Annotated in this window: 13 protein-coding genes; 12 read left to right on the forward strand and 1 reads right to left on the reverse strand. The window is 60.6% G+C overall.

All coding sequences use genetic code 11. From position 1 onward, the window contains the following. The first annotated feature begins 11 nt into the window (after positions 1-11). From flgD to BWR59_RS27325, 3 genes are all read left to right on the forward strand, one after another. Complete coding sequence (flgD, locus tag BWR59_RS27315) at positions 12-707, forward strand: flagellar hook assembly protein FlgD (RefSeq protein ID WP_081568812.1); 696 nt, start codon at positions 12-14, stop codon at positions 705-707. 28 nt (positions 708-735) lie between these two features. Continuing rightward, a complete protein-coding gene (gene flgE / locus BWR59_RS27320; RefSeq protein WP_081568813.1) occupies positions 736-2,058 on the forward strand; it encodes a flagellar hook protein FlgE in 1,323 nt (440 codons plus the stop codon). Positions 2,059-2,439: 381 nt separating this feature from the next. Next, a complete protein-coding gene (locus BWR59_RS27325) occupies positions 2,440-4,251 on the forward strand; it encodes a flagellar hook protein FlgE (protein WP_081568814.1) in 1,812 nt (603 codons plus the stop codon). A gap of 124 nt (positions 4,252-4,375) precedes the next feature. Here the strand turns inward: BWR59_RS27325 and BWR59_RS27330 are convergent, their stop codons facing one another. Continuing rightward, positions 4,376-4,555, reverse strand: coding sequence for a hypothetical protein (locus BWR59_RS27330; protein ID WP_081568815.1), 180 nt, complete (start codon positions 4,553-4,555; stop codon positions 4,376-4,378). Between the two features lie 271 nt (positions 4,556-4,826). Here BWR59_RS27330 and BWR59_RS27335 point away from each other — a divergent pair, with 271 nt between their 5' ends. From BWR59_RS27335 to BWR59_RS27375, 9 genes are all read left to right on the forward strand, one after another. Beyond that, positions 4,827-5,567 carry a flagellar basal body rod protein FlgF gene (locus BWR59_RS27335; RefSeq protein WP_081568816.1) on the forward strand — a complete coding sequence of 247 codons (741 nt, stop codon included), beginning with the start codon at positions 4,827-4,829 and terminating at the stop codon, positions 5,565-5,567. A 47-nt stretch (positions 5,568-5,614) separates the two neighbouring features. After that, the gene (flgG, locus tag BWR59_RS27340; protein ID WP_081568817.1) at positions 5,615-6,403 is read left to right on the forward strand and encodes a flagellar basal-body rod protein FlgG; all 789 of its coding nucleotides are present in this window, start codon (positions 5,615-5,617) and stop codon (positions 6,401-6,403) included. Positions 6,404-6,512: 109 nt separating this feature from the next. Next, entirely contained in the window at positions 6,513-7,226 is a 714-nt protein-coding gene (flgH, locus tag BWR59_RS27345) for a flagellar basal body L-ring protein FlgH (RefSeq protein ID WP_081569085.1), read from the forward strand. A gap of 13 nt (positions 7,227-7,239) precedes the next feature. Next, positions 7,240-8,349, forward strand: coding sequence for a flagellar basal body P-ring protein FlgI (locus BWR59_RS27350; protein ID WP_081568818.1), 1,110 nt, complete (start codon positions 7,240-7,242; stop codon positions 8,347-8,349). Between the two features lie 11 nt (positions 8,350-8,360). Beyond that, on the forward strand, positions 8,361-9,635 hold the full coding sequence (flgJ, locus tag BWR59_RS27355) for a flagellar assembly peptidoglycan hydrolase FlgJ (RefSeq protein ID WP_081568819.1): 1,275 nt from the start codon (positions 8,361-8,363) through the stop codon (positions 9,633-9,635). A 10-nt stretch (positions 9,636-9,645) separates the two neighbouring features. Continuing rightward, positions 9,646-11,685: a flagellar hook-associated protein FlgK gene (gene flgK, locus BWR59_RS27360; RefSeq protein ID WP_081568820.1), complete on the forward strand. Its 2,040-nt coding sequence runs from the start codon at positions 9,646-9,648 to the stop codon at positions 11,683-11,685. Positions 11,686-11,698: 13 nt separating this feature from the next. Then, positions 11,699-13,300: a flagellar hook-associated protein 3 gene (locus tag BWR59_RS27365; protein ID WP_081568821.1), complete on the forward strand. Its 1,602-nt coding sequence runs from the start codon at positions 11,699-11,701 to the stop codon at positions 13,298-13,300. 123 nt (positions 13,301-13,423) lie between these two features. Then, a complete protein-coding gene (locus BWR59_RS27370; RefSeq protein ID WP_081568822.1) occupies positions 13,424-16,999 on the forward strand; it encodes a glycosyltransferase in 3,576 nt (1,191 codons plus the stop codon). Positions 17,000-17,165: 166 nt separating this feature from the next. Beyond that, positions 17,166-20,090, forward strand: a complete 2,925-nt coding sequence (locus BWR59_RS27375; protein ID WP_081568823.1) for a TIGR00180 family glycosyltransferase — start codon at positions 17,166-17,168, stop codon at positions 20,088-20,090. The last annotated feature ends 4 nt before the right edge of the window (positions 20,091-20,094 follow it).

Below are 20,094 nucleotides of genomic sequence, written 5' to 3' on the forward strand. Positions count from 1 at the left end.
GGGCGTGTGCAATGACCGTTACTAACGACACAACCAGCAGCGATTACCTCAAATCGTTGCAGACGGTGACCTCCGGCAAGACTGGCGATACCACCACTGGCGCCAGCACCCTGGGCAAGGATTCGTTCCTGCAATTGTTGGTCACCCAGATGCAGAACCAGAACCCCCTCGATCCCCAGGACAACAGCGAATTCGTGGCTCAGCTGGCGCAGTTCAGCAGCCTGGAAACCATGCAGAACCTGAGTACTTCGGTCGATGCGATCGGGGGCATGTACCAGTCTTCGCAAGCGCTGCAGGCCTCTTCGCTGGTCGGTCGCTCGGTCATTGTCGACAGCGGTTCGACCAGCGTCGACACCACCAAAGGCATGACCGGCCAAGTGGTCTTGCCGTCCACCAGCACCACGACCAGCGTCAATGTCTACGACAGCACCGGCACCATCGTGCGCACCATCGATCTGGGTGAACAGAAGGCCGGCAACGCCAGCTTTACCTGGGACGGCAAGGACGACGCAGGCCAGACGCTCGCGACCGGCAACTACAGCTTCAAGGCTACGGGCAGCCTGGATGGTACGAATACCGGTCTTACGACCTACCTGCCTGCGACAGTAACGAGCGTCACCATGGGCTCGGCAGGCACCTCCATGACTCTCAACCTGGCCAACGGCGAAAACATCGCCTTGTCCAAAGTTCAACAAATCGGAATCTAGAGCCGACTCGACGGCGCAGGAGTGATACATGTCTTTCAATATCGGTCTGAGTGGGCTCTACGCAGCAAATAAAAGTCTGGACGTCACCGGCAACAACATTGCCAACGTCGCGACTGTAGGCTTCAAGTCGTCCCGTGCGGAATTTGCCGACCAGTACGCGCAATCCATTCGTGGCACGTCTGGCGGTACCAATGTCGGCAGCGGCGTGACCACTGCAGCAGTGACCCAGAGCTTCACCCAGGGTGCCCTGACCACCGGTACCGGTCGTGACCTGGACCTGGCGATCAACGGCAACGGCTTCTTCATGGTCAGCAACAATGGCGAGAAGCTGTATACCCGCGCCGGTAACTTCCATACCGACAGCGCCGGCAACATCATCGACACCAACGGCAATAACCTGCAGGGTTATGGCGTTGACGCCAACGGTAACGTGAAGACCGGCGTGCTGACCAATCTCAAGGTCGACACCTCGAACATGCCGCCGAAGGCGACGAGCAGCATTACCATCAGCTCTAACCTGGACTCGACCAAAGAGATCAACACCGCTGCGGCGTTCGATCCGGAAAAGGTCGAGACCTACGACCTGACCTACAGCACCAAGATCTACGACAGCCAGGGCAACGAGCACACACTGGATCAGTATTTCCGGAAGACGGGACTCAATACTTGGGACATGTACAGCCTGGTGGACGGTCGCAGCATCAACGATCCGACCAAGACCACGCCAGACGTGACCAACCTGACGTTCGATTCGGCAGGCAACATGGTGACTTCGCCAGCGCCGACTTCCACCGCGAACATGGTGGTAAACACTGACGGTACCTTCACCGTGGCCAACTGGATTCCAGGCCAGAGCAAGACTGTCGGTTCGACCACCACTTGGGCAGCCAACGGCGCAGCGGCGGCAACGGGCGGCATGAAGCTGGACATGTTGGCGACCACTCAGACCAACGCTGCGGGCGGTGCCATCGCGAAGAATCAGGACGGTAACTACACCGGCCAGATCAGCGCCATGAACGTCGACGCTACCGGCAACCTGTTCGCTACTTACACCAACGGCGAGTCGCGCACTATCGGCCAGGTCGCGTTGACCTCTTTCGCTAACGTTCAGGGTCTGTCTCCTGCGGGCGGCACGATGTGGCGTGAAACCTACGCTTCCGGTATTCCGGTCACGGGTGCGCCGGAGTCCGGTACGCTGGGTAACATTACCGGTTCGGCACTGGAGGAATCCAACGTCGACCTGACCACCGAGCTGGTCGAGCTGATCAAGGCACAGAGTAACTATCAGGCGAACGCGAAGACTATTTCGACTGAAAGCACCATCATGCAGACCACGATTCAGATGGCCTGATAACGGTTGATTGTTTTTGATTTTGGGCCCCTCTTCGGAGGGGCTTTTTTTTTGTGCCGGGTTTGGATGTTGTGGTGATGCCGGGTTTTTGTTGTGCCGTCAGGCAGAACCATGATCAGCGCCACCACCGATAACCGATCTGCACGCTGATCCAGGCGTCATGCCCCGGCGCCACGATGCGCTCAATCCCTCAAATATCGCCGCAAAAAACATCAAGAGCCGTCCCACCCGATAACTAGAAACTTCCTACTTCCGTTGATGCGAGACTCGAATTCGCTGACAAATGAATGCCCTTGAGTCCCTACCTTCGACTGCATTCCTTTGCCCGCGAAAACCAATGCATTGACGCACGTGTCGTTCAAAACGACTCATGGAGGGTTCATGTCATTCAACATCGCAGTGGCCGGTTTGCATGCGGCACACAAACGCATGGAAGTGGCGGGCAACAACATCGCCAACGTCGGCACCTCGGGTTTCAAATCATCGCGGGCGGAATTCTCCGCGGTGTATTCATCTTCGGCGCTGGGCGGCAGCGGCTCGTCGTCAGGCGATGGCGTGCGCCTGGCCGATGTCTCGCAGAACTTCAAGGCGGGCGGCGCGATGTCCAGTCAGGGACGGCCGCTCGATATGCGCATCGAGGGCAAAGGGTTTTTCGTCATGAGCGATGGCGGGGCGCTGAGCTATACCCGGTCCGGGGCGTTTCACGTCGACGCGGAAAACTTCGTGGTGGACCCGCAAGGTGGGCGCCTGCAGGGTTATGGGGTAAACGCCGAGGGCAAGTTGATCAACGGCCTGCGCAGCGACCTGAAAATCGACACCGCCAACATTGCCCCCAAGCCCACCAGCAAGCTTGAGCAAACGTTGAATCTGGATTCCGCTTCTGCGTCGCTGGCCGCGTTGCCGCATTTCAATCCCGACGATCCGCGCACTTACACCCGGGTAGTCACTCATACCATCCAGGATGCTGGCGTACCCGAGGTGAGGGAAACCAAGGGCAAGAATCCCGAAGGTGATGAGATTGTCCTCACGCCCGCCAAAGCAGCAATTCCACCGCAGGATCACGAACTCAAACAGTATTTCGTCAAGACCGACGACACCACCTGGACTTCGTACATCCTCATCGATGGCATCAATCCGCTGGACCCCTCCAGCATGTCGCCACTGGAGGTCGGGTTGCATACCGACGCCAATGGCAAGCTGTCCTTGAGCGGCAACTCAGGTGCAGTCAGCAAGACATCCGATGTCGAACTGGCGCTCAATGGCTGGCAGCCAGCCGTCAAGGTCAACGGTGGCTGGACGCCCAGCGACGCAGCCAGTGCCGGCCCGATCAAACTGCCGCTCGACGATGTCAGCGGGGCGCTGCTCGACCCCGCCGATGCTGTGATGTTGCGCCCTGTTCCAGCGTTCGATCCCAGTGACATCACTACCTTCAACAAGATGTTCACCACCGGTGTATTCGACAGTCTTGGCAACCAGCACCAAATGACCCAGTACTTCGTCAAGGACGGCAGCAACAGCTGGAAAATGCACGTGCTGGTCGACGGTCGCAACCCGCAAAACCCCGAGCGAACCGATCCGGTCACCGCCAGCATGCTGTTCGACGCGCGGGGCAATTTGCAGTCGCTGGTGGGCGGGAAAGGGCTGGTGGGCGCCAATCAGAAATTGACGCTCGACAACTGGGTGCCCGCCAAGGATCTGGATGGCGTTGGCGCAGGCAAACGATGGGGAAGCAACGGCGCCTCGGCAAATGCCGACGGCATCGTGCTGGACATGAGCAAGTTGAGTCAGTACCGAGCGGATACGGCACTGATCTCGCCTGTCACCGACGGGCACGCTGCGGGCGAAATGCGCGATCTGTCGATTGATCGCAACGGCATCATCAGCGCGGGTTTCAGCAACGGCGTGCATCGCAAGATTGGCCAGGTGATGCTCGCCGGTTTTACCAACGAACAAGGCCTGCAGCCCATCAGCGGTACTCGCTGGAAAGAAACCCATGAGTCCGGGATCGCCAATTATGACGGCGCAGCGGTGGGGAGTCTGGGCAGTATCGTCGGGCGCTCGTTGGAAGGTTCCAACGTCGACATGTCGCAGGAGCTGGTGGATCTGATCCAGGCGCAGACGGCGTATCAGGCCAACTCGAAAACCCTGTCGACCGAAGCGGAAATGATGCAGACGCTCATACGCGCGACGTAATGAACGGCTGCTGCTTTTGATCCGGTAGCAGTCCGGTTTGCCGGCGGTGGCGTAATTGAATATCGCCACCGCCGGCAAGCCGTGCTGCTCCGGAGCGCAGAAGGTCGGCAAAAAAAAGCATCCGCTAAATCGAACAATCCGACTTCACGAACCCGCGACTCACCTTGATCCAGCTCTTGCCCGGGCTAGTCTGCGCGCAGACGGTCTTGTGTTTCCCTTGCCAGAGGTAATAAGGCGCTTGCGCGGCGACCGCAACGGTCGAGCAGGCGAGGAGGAGGAGGGCGAGGGCGAGCGGCAAGCGCATGACAATTTCCTGTTGGCAAAAGGCCGGTAAGCGAATCGCTGCAATTATCGCTCCTCGCGCGAAATTTTTTTGGCGGCAGTGACGGCGATTTTCGGTGAAAGCGGCGGTCCGCCGTCGCGGCTGAGAATTCGAGCTGCCGCCAGCACCGATTTGCCCCCGTAACCACTGGAAAATCAGCACTTTGTATCACGTCTGAAAAACTGGTTCGATTATTGCTATGACCTGATCAGTACAGCTACAGGCGGCAAGCGTCTGTCGGAGGAGGAAGACTGTGGACAAGTTGCTTTACGTCGCCATGAGTGGTGCGTCGGAAAACGCCATTGCGCAAAAGGCCCATGCCAACAACCTGGCGAACGTCTCGACCAACGGGTTTCAGCGTGACCTGGAACAGGCCCGCTCGATGCCGGTGTTTGGCGAGGTCAACCCGTCGCGCGCCTATGCCATGAGCGAGCGCCCGGGCACTGACTTCAGCCAGGGTTCGATGATCGATACCGGTCGCGATCTGGACGTCGCCGTCAAGGGCAACGGCTGGATGGCGGTCCAGACCCCCGACGGTGGCGAAGCCTACACCCGCACCTCCAGCATGAACATTGACGCCCTCGGCGTGCTGCGTGATGGCAATGGTTTGCCGGTCATGGGCAACAGTGGGCCGATTGCCGTGCCGCCTCAGCAGCAGATCGAGATCGGCGCCGACGGCACGATCAGCGTTCGCTCGCTCGGTGAGAGCCCGCAGGTGATGGCCGAGATCGACCGCATCAAGCTGGTCAAGCCGGACCTGGCCAATATGGAAAAAGGCCCCGACGGTCTGATGCACACCAAAGACGGCAAACCGGCGCAGGCCGATGCCGACGTGCAAGTGGAGTCCGGGTTTCTGCAGTCGAGCAACGTTAACGCCGTCGATGAAATGACGTCGGTGCTGGCGCTGTCCCGCCAATTCGAACTGCACATCAAGATGATGAAGACCGCCGAGCAGGATGACGAGTCGATGGCTCGCGTCTTGCAAATGGGCTAATGACTGACAGCTTGCGCCGATAATCAGGCGCTCGAGGAGATTGAAGAATGCTTCCGGCACTTTATGTGGCTAAAACCGGCCTGGCGGCTCAGGACACCAACCTGACCACCATTTCGAACAACCTGGCCAACGTCTCGACCACTGGTTTCAAGAGTGATCGCGCCGAATTCCAGGACCTGCTCTATCAGATCAAGCGTCAGCCAGGTGCTCAGTCCACTCAGGACAGCGAGCTGCCATCGGGCCTGCAGCTGGGTACCGGTGTGCGCATCGTCGGCACCCAGAAGAACTTCACCGCCGGTAGCCTGCAAACCACCAACCAGCCGCTGGACATGGCGGTGAACGGCCGCGGTTTCTTCCAGATCCGTCAACCGGACGGCACCCTGGCGTACACCCGTGACGGTACGTTCCACCTGGACAGCAACGGCCAGATCGTGACCTCCAATGGTTATGCGCTGGAGCCTGCGATTGTCGTTCCACAAGACTCGCAGACCTTCACCGTGGGCGAAGACGGCACCGTGTCGATCACCACATCGACCAATACCGCAACGCCACAGGTGATCGGCAACATCCAGACCGCCGACTTCATCAACCCGGCCGGCCTGCAATCGCAAGGCGGCAACCTGTACCTGGAAACCGCGTCCAGCGGCGCTCCGCAAGTGGGTACTCCGGGTCTGAACGGTCTGGGCGTGGTCAAGCAGAACACCCTGGAAAACTCCAACGTCAGCACCGTTGAAGAGCTGGTGAACATGATCACCACTCAGCGCGCCTACGAGATGAACTCCAAAGTGATCTCGACCGCCGACTCGATGCTGCAGTACGTGACTCAGAACTTGTAAGTCCATCTGCAAACGGAATCTGAAACACCTGATGTCCTTCAACGAAACACCTGATCAATCCGATGGGGCGCCTGAAAAACGCCTGCTACACCGCGAGGTTTTAAGTGTCATGAAACGGCTTTCTGTATTGCGGCTTTCCCTGTTTGCAGCACCGCTGTGCGGTATCGCGCTGCTGACAGGTTGCGTTGCGCCTTCGGCCAAACCCAATGACCCTTATTACGCGCCGGTGTTGCCACGAACGCCGCTGCCGGCTGCAGCCAACAACGGCTCTATTTATCAGGCCGGGTTCGAGCAGAACCTGTACGGCGACCGCAAGGCTTACCGGGTCGGTGACATCATCACCATCACCCTGTCCGAGAAAATGGCGGCCAGCAAGGCGGCCAGTTCCGGGATCAGCAAGACCAGCAAGACCAGCGTCGGCCTGACGTCGCTGTTCGGTGTTGGCGTCAACACCAACAACCCGGTCGGCAGTGGCGACCTGAGCCTGGACGCCGGGTACAGCGGCGACCGCGCAACCAAGGGCGACGGCAAGGCCGCGCAGAGCAACAGCCTGACCGGCTCGATCACGGTGACCGTGGCCGATGTGTTGCCTAACGGCATTCTGTCGGTTCGCGGCGAGAAGTGGATGACCCTCAACACCGGTGACGAGCTGGTGCGTATCGCGGGCCTCATCCGTGCCGATGACATCGCTACCGACAACACCGTTTCGTCCACTCGCGTGGCCGACGCGCGCATCACATATTCCGGTACAGGGGCGTTTGCCGATTCCAGTCAGCCAGGCTGGTTCGACCGATTCTTCCTGAGCCCGTTGTTCCCTTTCTGATACCGGGATAGCCATGATCACGTTCAAGCAACTGATAGCGGCAGCGCTGTTGTTCACCACGGCCCTCGGCGCTCACGCCGAGCGCCTGAAGGACATCGCCAGCATTTCTGGCGTGCGGACCAACCAGTTGATCGGTTACGGTCTGGTGGTGGGCCTCAACGGTACGGGTGACCAGACCACCCAGACCCCGTTCACCCTGCAGACCTTCAACAACATGCTCTCGCAGTTCGGCATCAAGGTGCCGGCGGGTTCGGGCACCGTGCAGCTGAAAAACGTTGCGGCGGTTGCCGTGTACGCCGATCTGCCGCCGTTCGCCAAACCCGGTCAGCAGATCGACATCACTGTCTCGTCTATCGGTAACTCGAAAAGCCTGCGCGGCGGCAGCCTGTTGATGACCCCCATGAAAGGTATCGACGGCAACGTTTATGCCGTTGCACAGGGCAACCTGGTGGTGGGCGGTTTTGACGCTGAAGGCCGTGACGGTTCGAAGATCACCGTCAACGTTCCGTCTTCGGGTCGTATCCCGGGCGGTGCGTCGGTAGAACGTGCCGTGCCGAGTGGTTTCAATCAGGGCAACTCGCTGACCCTGAACCTGAACCGCAATGACTTCACCACCGCCAAGCGCATCGTCGACAAGATCAACGACATGCTCGGCCCTGGCGTCGCTCAAGCGCTGGACGGCGGCTCCGTGCGCGTGACTGCGCCGCTGGACCCCAACCAGCGCGTCGACTATCTGTCGGTGCTGGAAAACCTGGAGATCGATCCGGGCCAGACCTCCGCCAAAGTCATCATCAACTCGCGTACCGGCACCATCGTCATCGGCCAGAACGTCAAGGTGTCGCCTGCGGCCGTGACCCACGGCAGCCTGACCGTGACCATTACCGAAGACCCTGTGGTCAGCCAGCCGGGTGCGTTCTCCAACGGCCAGACCGCCGTGGTGCCGCGCTCCAAGATCAACGCACAACAAGAGCTGCACCCGATGTTCAAGTTCGGTCCGGGCACCACGCTGGACGAAATTGTACGTGCAGTTAACCAGGTGGGCGCCGCACCGGGCGACCTGATGGCGATTCTCGAAGCACTGAAGCAGGCCGGCGCATTGCAAGCCGACCTGATCGTGATTTAAGGGTTTAAGGCATGAGTATTCCAAGTGGCGGCCCTTCAAGCACTGTCAGCGATTCGGGGGCGTATACCGACCTCAATCGCCTGACCGCCCTGAAGACCGGCGACCGCGACAGCGATGCGAACCTGAAAAAGGTAGCGCAGGAATTCGAGTCGCTGTTCGTCAGCCAGATGCTCAAGGCCATGCGTTCGGCCAACGAAGTGCTGGCCAAGGACAACCCGATGAACACCGCGGCCACGCGGCAGTATCAGGACATGTACGACCAGCAGCTCTCGGTGAGCATGTCCCGCGAGGGCGGCGGTATCGGTCTGCAGGACGTGTTGATGCGTCAACTGTCGAAAAACAAGACCGCTGACGTCGCGCCCGCTACCAATCAGCTCAATGCCGCTGCAAAACCAGATGCCACCACGGCCCAGACAGGCCTTGCCACCCGTATTGCGCAGCGTCCGTTGTGGGCCACGCGTTCGGTTGCCGCGCCTGCCGCCTCGGCCGATGGCACGCAGCACAACGACGTGGCCGCGCTCAACTCCCGTCGGCTGTCGCTGCCAAGCAAACTCAGCGACCGGATCCTGGCGGGCATCGTGCCGAACACATCCGGCACCCAGGATGCCGCCGCCAGCGCGACCACGCTCAAGAACCGCATTGCGGTTTCCAATGCCGTCGACGCCGCAAAGAGGGCAGGCAGCCAAGGCAATGGCGACTGGACCATCGGCCCGGAATACAGCGCCCAGGCCAACAGCTACGTACGCAGCCGGGTCCAGACCCCGCTGGCACCGGGCAAGGCCGCGTTCGCCAACGCCGACGAATTCGTGGCGACCATGCTGCCGCTGGCCAAGGATGCCGCCGCCCGAATCGGCGTCGATCCCACCGTGCTGGTGGCGCAGGCTGCGCTGGAAACCGGCTGGGGCAAATCGATCATGCGTCAGTCCGATGGCAGCAGCAGCCACAACCTGTTCGGCATCAAGGCACAGGGTAACTGGCAGGGGCCGGAGGCCCGCGCGATCACCAGCGAGTTCCGTGACGGCAAGATGGTCAAGGAGACGGCGGACTTCCGTTCCTACGACTCGTACGCCAGCAGCTTCCATGACCTGGTGAGCTTCCTGCAGAACAACAATCGCTATCAAGCCACGCTCAAGTCGGCCGATAACCCGGAACAGTTTGTGAAAGAGCTGCAGAAGGCCGGTTACGCAACAGACCCGGGCTATGCCAGCAAGATTTCTCAAATAGCGAAACAGATGAAGAGTTACCAGAACTACGCAGCCGCATCGGGCTCTTCCACGACTTTATAAGGTTTGAACCATGTCACTGATTTCAATTGGGCTTTCGGGACTGAACGCCAGCAGTGCAGCGATGACCACCATCGGCAACAACACTGCCAACGTTGACACCCTGGGTTACTCGCGTCAGCAAGTGATGACCACCTCGGGTGCGCAGCAGAATATCGGCGTCGGTTTCCTCGGCACCGGTACTACGCTGTCCGACGTGCGTCGGATCTACAACGGTTTCCTGAACACCCAAGTGCAAACCAGTACATCGCTCGACTCCGACGCTCAGGCGTATTTGGGCCAGGCGAGCAAGCTGGACGCGATTCTGTCCGACAGCTCGACCGGCATCAGCACGGTGCTGGGCAAGTTCTTCACCAACCTGCAGACGCTGTCCACCTCGCCGACCGACTCTTCCGCGCGCAAGAACTTCCTGACCAGCGCCAGTACCCTGGCGGGCCAGTTCAACACCATCTCCGCGCAGATGAAGGATCAGAACGCAGGCGTCAACACTCAGCTGACCTCGCTCTCGGGCCAGGTCAACTCGCTGGCGTCCTCGATCGCCAACCTGAACTCGCAGATCACTCAGGCCAAGGCCACCGGTGCCGAGCCCAACTCGTTGCTCGACTCACGTGACGAAGCAGTGCGCCAGCTCAACGATCTGGTAAGCGCCAAGGTCGTCGACAACAATGGCAGCTATGACATTTACATCGGTACCGGTCAGCCGCTGGTCACCGGCAACAAGGCCAATACCTTGAGTGCCGGCCCCAGCGACACCGATCCGAATGTCTATTCGCTCAAACTGAATTATCAGAACAGCAGCGTCGACGTGTCCTCGGTCGTGACGGGCGGTACCATCGGCGGTCTGTTGCGTTATCGCAGCGACGTGTTGCAACCTGCGGCCAACGAACTGGGCCGCCTGGCGCTGGTGGTTTCCGATCAGGTCAACCAGCAGATGAATCAGGGCGTCGACGCCAATGGCGACTTCGGCTCGAACCTGTTCAACAGCATCAACGACCCGAGTCTGGTCAGTCAGCGCAGTACGGCCAACAAGGGCAACAGCACCGGCTCCGGCAACCTGGACGTGACCATTTCCAACACCGGCGCGCTGACCACCAGCGACTATCAGGTGACGTTCACCAGCGCCACCGGGTATAGCGTGACTCGTCTGCCGAACGGTGAGAGCGTGGGCGCTTACGATCTGAACACCACACCACCGCCGGTCATCGATGGTTTCACCCTGAAGCTGAGTGGGTCGGTTGCAGTGGGTGACAGCTTCAAGGTCAGCCCTACCGGCAATGCCGCCAGCGGTATCAAGACGGTGATGACCGATGCGAAGACCATCGCTGTCGCCGCGCCACTGACCGGCACCAACGGCGCCAGCAACAAGGGCACTGGTACGTTCACTCAGCCGACGCTCAATACCCAGGCCAACATCTACGACGCCACCGGCACGGCCGATCTGCGCAACGCCATCAAGGGTGCGACGCCGATGCGTTTGCTGATGGGTGACGTCACCAACGGCTCTCAGGCGTATTCGCTGGTCGACGCCAATGGCGCGGCAGTCAAGGACAAGAACGGCAACCCGATTACCGGCAACATCGTTCAAGGCCAGAACAACGACATCGCCATGGACGTTGGCTACACCGACTCTGCTGGCGTCAAGCAGTCGTTCAGCATCGGTCTGTCGATTTCCGGCAGTCCGACGTCCGGCGACACCTACAGCATCGACATGACCGGCGCGGGCTCTGCGGACAACCGCAATGCCCAGAGTACGCTGGATCTGCAGACCAGGCAGACCGTGGACACCACCGGCAACGGCACGGGCATGAGCATCAGCGGCGCCAACACCAGCATGATCACCACGGTGGGCAGCAAGGCCGCCCAGGCGAAGGACGATGCCACTGCGACCACCGCCGTACTGACCCAGGCAAAAAGCTCACGCGACAGCGTTTCGGGCGTATCGCTCGACGAAGAAGCCGCCAACCTGGTGAAGTATCAGCAGTACTACACCGCATCGTCGCAGATCATCAAGGCCGCCCAGGCCATTTTCAGCACGCTGCTCAACAGTCTTTAAGGAGTCGTAATCCATGCGTATCTCAACGAGCCAGTTTTACGAAACCAGCGCCACGAACTATTCGCGTACCTACTCCAACGTCGTCAAGACCGGCGACGAAGTGGCGAGCCAGGTCAAGCTCAACACCGCAGGCGACGACCCGGTCGGCGCGGCCCGCGTGCTGCAGTTGCAGCAGATGGGCACGATGCTCAACCAGTACAACGCCAACATCAGCACCATCAATACCGGTGTGGTGAACACCGAAACCGCGATGACGGCAATCACCGATGCGATTCAGCGGGCGCAAGAGCTGACCCTGGCCGCTGGCAATGCCACGTTCACCGACAAGGACCGCCAGGCCAACGCTGCCGAACTCAAGCAGTTGCAGGGTCAGATTCTGGGCCTGATGAACAGCCAGGATGCAAACGGCTCTTACCTGTTTTCCGGTTCCAAGGCGTCGACTCCGCCGTACGTCCTGAATGCCGACGGCACCTACAGCTATCAGGGCGACCAGACCCGCAACATGCTGGACGTCGGCGGCGGCATTTCCATGGCCAGCAACACCACTGGCTGGGATGCCTTCGAGCAAGCGGTGAACACCACCCGCACTACGAGCACCCTGACCTCGGGCGCTGATGACGGCGTGATTTCCCTGTCGGGTGGCAGCGTCAGCAACACCGCCACTTACGACAGCAAGTTCACCACTGGCGAGCCGTACAAGATCTCGTTCCTGAGCAGCACTCAGTACCAGATTCTCGACAAGAACGGGGCTGACGTGACCGGCGAAGCGAGCTCGACGGGCCAGTTCTCGTCGTCTTCTGCGGCCGGCCAGGCGGTGACGTTCCGTGGCCTGGAACTGAACCTGAACATCAACCTGACCGATGCTCAGAAAGCCACCACCACAACCGCCGACGCGGCGGTGAAGGATCACACCTTCACTCTGGGCGTGACGCCAAGCAGCGTGAGCACTGCGCGCCTGCCGAACAATCCGTCGACCACGGTCATTACCAGCTCCACGGTGACCGATCAGGCGGCATTCGACAAAACGTTCCCCAACGGCGGCGCGGTCCTGCGTTTCACCAGTGCGACCGACTTTGCCCTGTATGCGTCGCCATACGATGCGGCGACCAGCAAACCGGTTTCCACCGGCACGCTGAGCGGCACACCGGTGGCCAACCAGGCAGTCGCGGCAGGCGTGACCTTCACCGTCAGCGGCACGCCGCCGGCGCCAGTAGCGGGGGACCAGTTCACCGCGCAGTCGTCGACCCAGCAAACCCAGAACATCCTCAACACCCTGTCGAACGTGATCACCGCACTCAATGGCAAGGTCGATGGCGATCCTGTCGCCGCGCAGAAACTGCGGGCCACGCTGACCTCGACCATCGGCAACCTGCAAAGCGCGTCGAATCAGATCTCCGACGCGGTCAGTGACGGCGGCGCGCGCTCCCGAACAGCGACCGATCAGGGCGTGACCAACCAGAGCATGCTCGACAGCGGAACCACTGAAGCCAGTACCATCACCGCTTCCGATCCGGTCGATGCCATCGCGCGTCTGACCTTGCAGAAAACCATGCTGCAGGCCTCGCAGATGGTATTCACCCAACTGTCTTCGCTGAACCTGTTCAGCAAGTTGTAATCGCCACAATGGCGGCAGTTCCCACGTCTGACGGGGGAGCGCCGCCGAAAGGCGCCAACCGTTTTTTCAGCGGTTAAGCCAGCCCTTCCAGTGAAGGTGTGCTTGCCGCTCGTGAGCCCGCCCGTGAATGTACCCCCGCTTGTCAGCATCCTCATTCCTGCCTACAACCCGCGGTTTTTCCCGCAAGCCCTGCGCGATGCGCTGACGCAGACTCATGCCGCGCTGGAAATTGTGATCTGCGATGACAGCCAGACCGACGAGATCGAGCGCGTGGTGCACGAGCTGTCAGCGCTCAGTCCGTTGCCCGTGCGCTACATCCGCAATCCGCAGCGCCTGGGGTTTGTCGGCAACTTGCTCGCCTGTCTGGCCGAGGCCAAGGGTGAGTTCGTCAAGTTCCTGTGCGACGACGATCGCATGTTCCCCGCCTGTATCGAGCGTCAGGCGGCAGTGTTGAGCGCCCATCAGGACGTGAGTCTTGTGTTGTCGCAGCGTTACTTCTGCGATGCCGACGAAGTGCAATTGCCCGCGCGCATAGAGAACTGTCCGCTGGCCGAAACCAGCGCCCTGTTTCACGGTACCGATGTCCTGGCGGTTTTCGATCTGTCGCTGACCAATTTTCTTGGCGGCCTGACCGCGTCGTTGATGCGTCGCGCGGACGTGCAGGCGCTATTGCCGGCGCTTGGGCAGGTCGGTCAAGGGTTCGTGGCACTGGTGGATCTGGCGCTGTACATCTGCCTGCTCAAGCGCGGCAACATGGTCATGCTCAACGATGTGCTGAGCGCCGAGCGCTTGCACCCGGAGCGCTTCAGTCGCCGTCAGGCGGTGCAGGATCTGCTGCACAGCGAACGCGACTGGTTGGGGCAGATGCTCAAGGCGCGCAATACCGAAAATGCTCCTGAGCTTGGCTGGGTCCGGCATCTGCCGCTGGCCGATGTCGCAGGCCTGCCCCATGCCTGGGTCGAGTTGCCGATGAGCCGGATGCTCGGCAACCGACAGTCGGCGTTACCGTGGCGAGTGGGTCATACCAGTGAGAGCTTTGCCGAGCTGTACCAGCAGTGGCTGAGCTGCCGCACGCTGTTCGGCGCCGAGCGCGCGCGTGTGGATGACAGAGTCGCCACTTGGGCCTGGAAGCCGAAAATTGTTGCCGTGGTGGTGGATGAGTTCGCGAGCAGGGCAGGGCTGAGTCTGACGCTGGACAGCCTGGAAGCGCAGCTCTATTCGGCGGACCTGACGCTGGTGTTGTCCAGTGCCTGCGACGAGCCGATATTGCAAGGGCGCGTGTTCACCTTGCCGCTGCAATCACGGTGGATTGCGCAACTCAATGAGCTGCTGCCCCAGCTCGATGGCAGTGACTGGATTTACCTCTTGCGTGCCGCAGACCGTCTGACCGACTGCGCATTGCTGATCCTGGCCGAGCGCATCGTTACGCGCGCCGGCGTGCTGTGCCTGTACAGCGATGAAGGTGGATTGCTCAAAGGTGAATCGGCGGAGCCCGTGTTCAAGCCTGACTTCAACCTCGACCTGCTGCGCAGTTACCCCTATGTCGGGCGGGTGCTGGCGTTCGAGCGTGAAGCCGTGGTGCAGCTGGGTGGGTTCAATCCGGCCTATGGCGAGTTGGCACCCGTGGATGCGCTGTGGCAACTGGTCGAGGCCGGGGGGGACTGTGTCGAACACATTGCCGAGGTCTTGGTCGAGTCGCAACTGACGTTCTCCGCCTGGCTGGAATTGCCCGAAGTGATCGAGCAGAACACCCACGTGCTGAGCGCTCATTTGCAGCGTCTGGGTATCGCGCACCAGGTACGTATTGGCGATCGGCCGCTGATCAACCGGATCGACTACTTGAGCGCTGAACAGCCGATGGTCTCGATCATCATTACGCACAAGGATCAGTTGGCGGCGTTGCAACGTTGTACTGAGACATTACTCACGCACACTGCCTATGGCCACTACGAGGTTTTGATCACCGATCACGGCAGCGTCGGCGCCGACGCGCATGAGTGGCTCGCCAGCATGCAGCAGATCGGCGGCGACAAACTGCGCGTGCTGCGATGCGGCGATCAGGGCGATGCCGCCAGTGCCCGCGAGCTTGCCGGCTCCTGTGCCCGTGGTGAATACCTGCTGCTGCTCAGCACCTATGCGGTCATCACCGATGGCGCGTGGCTGGACGAGTTGCTCAATCATGGGCGCCGTGAAGAAGTCGGCGTTGTCGGCGGCAAGCTGTTCAGCCCGGATGGTTACGTGCTGCACGCTGGCATGATCCTGGGTTACCAGGGGCCTGTGGGGCGTGCGTTTCTGGGGGAGCGGGTGAATGCGCCCGGTCAACTGCTGCGTCTGCAGACCGCCCAGGACCTGAGCGCCATGGGTACAGACTGTCTGCTGATTCGTCGTCACGTGGTCGATCAGCTCGGCGGCCTGCAGAGTTCCGGAATGCGCAGCACACTGAACGAAACCGATCTGTGTCTGCGTGTGCGTCAGGCAGGGTATCTGGTGGTGTGGACACCGTGGGCGCAGTTGGCGCTCGGGTCTCAGCCAGCGGCCGAGCAGCAGCGGCAAGTGCAGCTGCAGACCGAAGAGTCGCCGGAGTTTCTCCAGCGCTGGCTGCCTACGCTCGCCCATGATCCGGCGTACAACCCGAATCTGCGGCTGAGCGGCTCGTTCCACGGCCTGGAACCTGGGCTGAAAAAAGGCTGGAGCCCGTATTCCTCACGTTTTCTACCCAGCGTGCTGGCGATCCCCGTCAATAGCACGGCGGTCGGGCATTATCGGGTGGCGCAGCCGTTCACGGAGCTGCAGGCTGATGGCCGGATCCAGGGATGTCTGAGCTACGATTTGCCGTCGCTCATCGAGCTTGAGCGCCAGTCGCCTGACGTGATCGTGGTGCAATGTCGCTACAGCGAAGCCTCCATTGCCCAGGTGTCCACCCTCAAAACCTACTCCAACGCCCGGCGCATCTATGAGCTGGATGACTACGTCATCAGTGTGCCGACAAAAAATGGTCACATGCGCAATATGCCGTCCGATATGGCCGGCATGGTGCGATTAGGCACGAGTCTGTGTGATCGTGTTGTGGTGTCCACGCCCGCTCTGGCCGATGCCCTTTCGGGTATGCACCACGATATCCGGGTGGTCCCCAACATGCTCGCGCCGCACATGTGGAACGGCTTGCGCAGCGAGCGCGGCACATCCACCAAACCCAGGGTCGGATGGGGGGGAGGGACAAGCCATGCAGGGGATCTGGAGATCATCGCCGAGGTGGTGCGCGAGCTGGCCAATGAGGTCGAGTGGGTATTCTTCGGCATGTACCCTGAGGCGTTAAGGCCCTACGTGCATGAGTTTCATCCGGCCGTCGGCCTTGCGGCGTACCCTGCAAAGCTTGCCAGCCTGAACCTGGACCTTGCTCTGGCGCCGCTGGAGCATCACATCTTCAACGACTGCAAAAGCAATCTGCGTCTGCTGGAATATGGCGCCTGTGGTTACCCGGTCATCTGCAGCGACACGCGGGCCTATCAAGGCTACCTGCCGTGCACGCGGGTCGTCAGCAACAGCACCGCCGAGTGGCTGGATGCGATCCGCATGCACCTGGCGGACCCCAAGGCCAGCTACGCCATGGGCGATGACTTGTTTGAGGTGGTCATGCGCGATTACATGTTGCGCGGTGACAACCTTCAACACTGGGTCAACGGCTGGCTTGCCGACTGACACGCAATAACTCCCGCCCCGACGGCTGTGCCGGGGCGGCCTGCCGCTTCATTTCCCGCTTGAATTGCCCAGGCGCCACAGTTGGCGTGCTTCCTGCTAGTTGACCCGGACAGGGCCAACTCCATGACATTTTTTGACGATTGGCCGCACTGCAGGAAAAAACGTCATGCACAGTCAACATCTAACGGGAAACAACATGCCGCTCGACGAGCAATTGACCCTCGTGGTTCTCACCCATAATCGGCCCGCGTTTCTGCGTCGTACCTTGCAGTACTACAGCACCTTGCCTGTCCGCCTGATGGTGCTCGACTCATCCGTCCAGTCGGCGACGCAGATCAGCGAGTTGTTTCCGGATGTCGACTATCGGCACCTGCCGCAGTTGGCCGGCGAAGGCGCGCAGCAAAAGGCCGCGTTCGGTGTCAATCAGGTCGCGACGCCATTCATGGCGTTCGTCACCGATGAAGACTTCGTCGTTCATGACGCGCTTCGCGAGTCGGTGGATTTTCTCGGCGCGCACGCCGATTACGGCTTGTGCCACGGTTATTGCCTGATGTACCAGGCTCAGGGCGACAAGGTCGAATACTTCCGCCGCGACAAGAAAGTCCTCGAGGATTACGCCAGCGACGATCCGGCTGAACGCGTCATGAGCTTTCTCGATCAGTACATTCCGCCGTTCTACGCCGTGATCCGCACCCGGTTGCTGAAGGACTGGTACGCGGTCCTGCCTCAGGGTACGGCTGGCGAGCTGCAGGAGTTCGGTCATGCCTGGTATCTGCTGTCCCGCGCCAAGGCACGCATCCTGCCGATTGCATATGTCGTTCGTGAAATCAGTCACAGAGTCTCGGAAGACGATACCGACCTGCTCAAAAAACTCGGCGCTAGCGACGCCAGATCGGTCATCGAGCGTCAACAGTTCGCCAGCTTTCTGGCGTCTTTACAGATATCGGCCGACTCGACGACAGCTGAGCAGCGCACCCAAGGCGTGCTGGCCGCTTATGAGCAATTGCGCGACTGCCTGAACGAGCGTCGCTCGCTGGGGCTCAGCAGCATCGTGGTCTCGCAGTGGACCGATGTTCTGCACCCCGCAGACCGATGCTTCGGGCCTCGGCAATTCGTGGAAATGCCATTCTACAATCAGGCATTTTTCGACGTTCTGAGTGACATCGAATTCCTGATTCACGCCATGCCCGCAGGACAGCTGCAAATGCAGCATCTGGAAGGTGTATGGGCACAGCATGAGCGGTTGTTGCGCACCTACGACAACGACACCACCGAAACCATCACCAATCGCCTCTGGCAGGCGATGGAACTGAACATTTTCAACCCCGCCGTGGTCGAGCGGTTGGCCAGATTGTGGGTCAACAAAACCGAGATCGATGAGTCCGGACATCTCGCTTCATGGCTGGAGCGCCTGCAGGGGGTGGTCAGCGAAAATCCACGGGAGCGTTTTGCCCGTATGCCGTCCGGGCAGGTGTTGCAATGGCTGGATGCGCGCCAACCGACCCCCGATGATGTCAACGCCATTACCCGGTATATCACCGAGCAAGGCGGCGTGCCGCAGTTCGGTATTCTGCTGCTGGATCTGGATGACGATCTGGACAAACTCCAGACCACGCTCGACAGCCTGGTTGCGGGCCACTGCAAAACCTTCAGGATCGTGGTGCTCACCACGGGCGAGCCTCTGGCTAAAACCTCTGCGCAAAATACGTTGCACTTCGTCAAGGTCAGCAGGAACAACTGGATCGAGAAGCTCAATCAAGCGGTGCAGCAGTCCAGCTGCGACTGGCTGATGCTCGCCAATGCCGGCGATGAGTTCACCCCAGGCGGGCTGTTGCGTGCATCGCTCGAGCTTCAGGCCGCGCCTGAGTGCCGTGCAGTGTTTGCCGACGAGATCCAGCGCCTGCCCGGTGGCGCACTCACGCATGTGATGCGGCCTGGGTTCAATCTCGACCTGTTGCAAAGCCACCCGACCATGATGTCCCGTCACTGGCTCATCCGTCGTGACGTGCTCATCGGGGCTGGCGGCTACTCGGCCGACTATGCACAGGCACTGGAATTCGAACTGCTGCTGCGGGTTATCGAACAGGGCGGCATGGGGTGGCTTGCCCATCTGGATGAGCCGCTGTTGGTCTGCGACGCCGTACCGGTGGAAGAAAACGCGCAGCAGCGTCTTGCGCTGATCCGGCACCTGACCAACCGCGGCTACAAGGCCAGCATCAGTCCGGTGGCCGGTCAGGCGTGGCGAATCGATTACCGCCATGGGCCACGGCCTCTGGTGTCGATCATCATCGACGCAGAAGACAACCTCGGCGAGGTCCAGCGTTGCCTGGCCAGTGTCGTGCTGCGCACCCGCTACACCCACTACGAAGTGCTGATTGCCGACAACCACAGCCCGGCACCGGAGCTGGCTGAGTGGCTGGCCCGTCAAGAGAAAGGTCGGGTGCGCGTGGTTCGCATGCCCGAGCGTCTGAGCAAGGCCGCCGTACACAACGCCATGCGCCAACAGGCCAAGGGCGAATACCTGATTTTGCTGTCCGCCCAAGGTGAAGTCGTCAATCCGAACTGGGTCGACTCGCTGCTCAATCAGGCCATGCGTCCGGAAGTAGGGGTCGTCGGCGCCAAGCTGCTGGACCGCAACGGCAAGGTGAGCCAGGCCGGTTTGATTCTCGGGCTCAACGAAGGCGTTGGCTCGGCATTCGTCGGCGAAGCGCGCGAGGCCGAGGGTTATCTGCAGCGGCTGGTGCTCGAACAGAATTATTCGGCGGTGTCCGACGCCTGCCTGATGGTGCGCAGCGAGCTGTTCGATGCGGTCGGTGGGCTGGACGAACAAGACTTTACCGATGCTTTCAGCGATGTCGACCTGTGCCTGAAAATCGGCCAGGCCGGTTATCTGGTGGTCTGGACGCCTCAGGCTCAGATCGTTCATCCGGGTGCTCTACCACAGGCACCGGCGGCCTTGGCCGCGCTGATGCACAAATGGGCCGATGCGTTCTCCCACGATCTGGCTTACAACAAGAACCTGGCCCTGACCGGCAAGGGTTTCAGCCTCGGTGTGGCGTCCAGCGAAAGCTGGGCACAGCTGATCGCTTAGTCAA

It is taken from the genome of Pseudomonas sp. Bc-h (assembly GCF_002080045.1).
Classification (GTDB): Bacteria; Pseudomonadota; Gammaproteobacteria; order Pseudomonadales; family Pseudomonadaceae; genus Aquipseudomonas.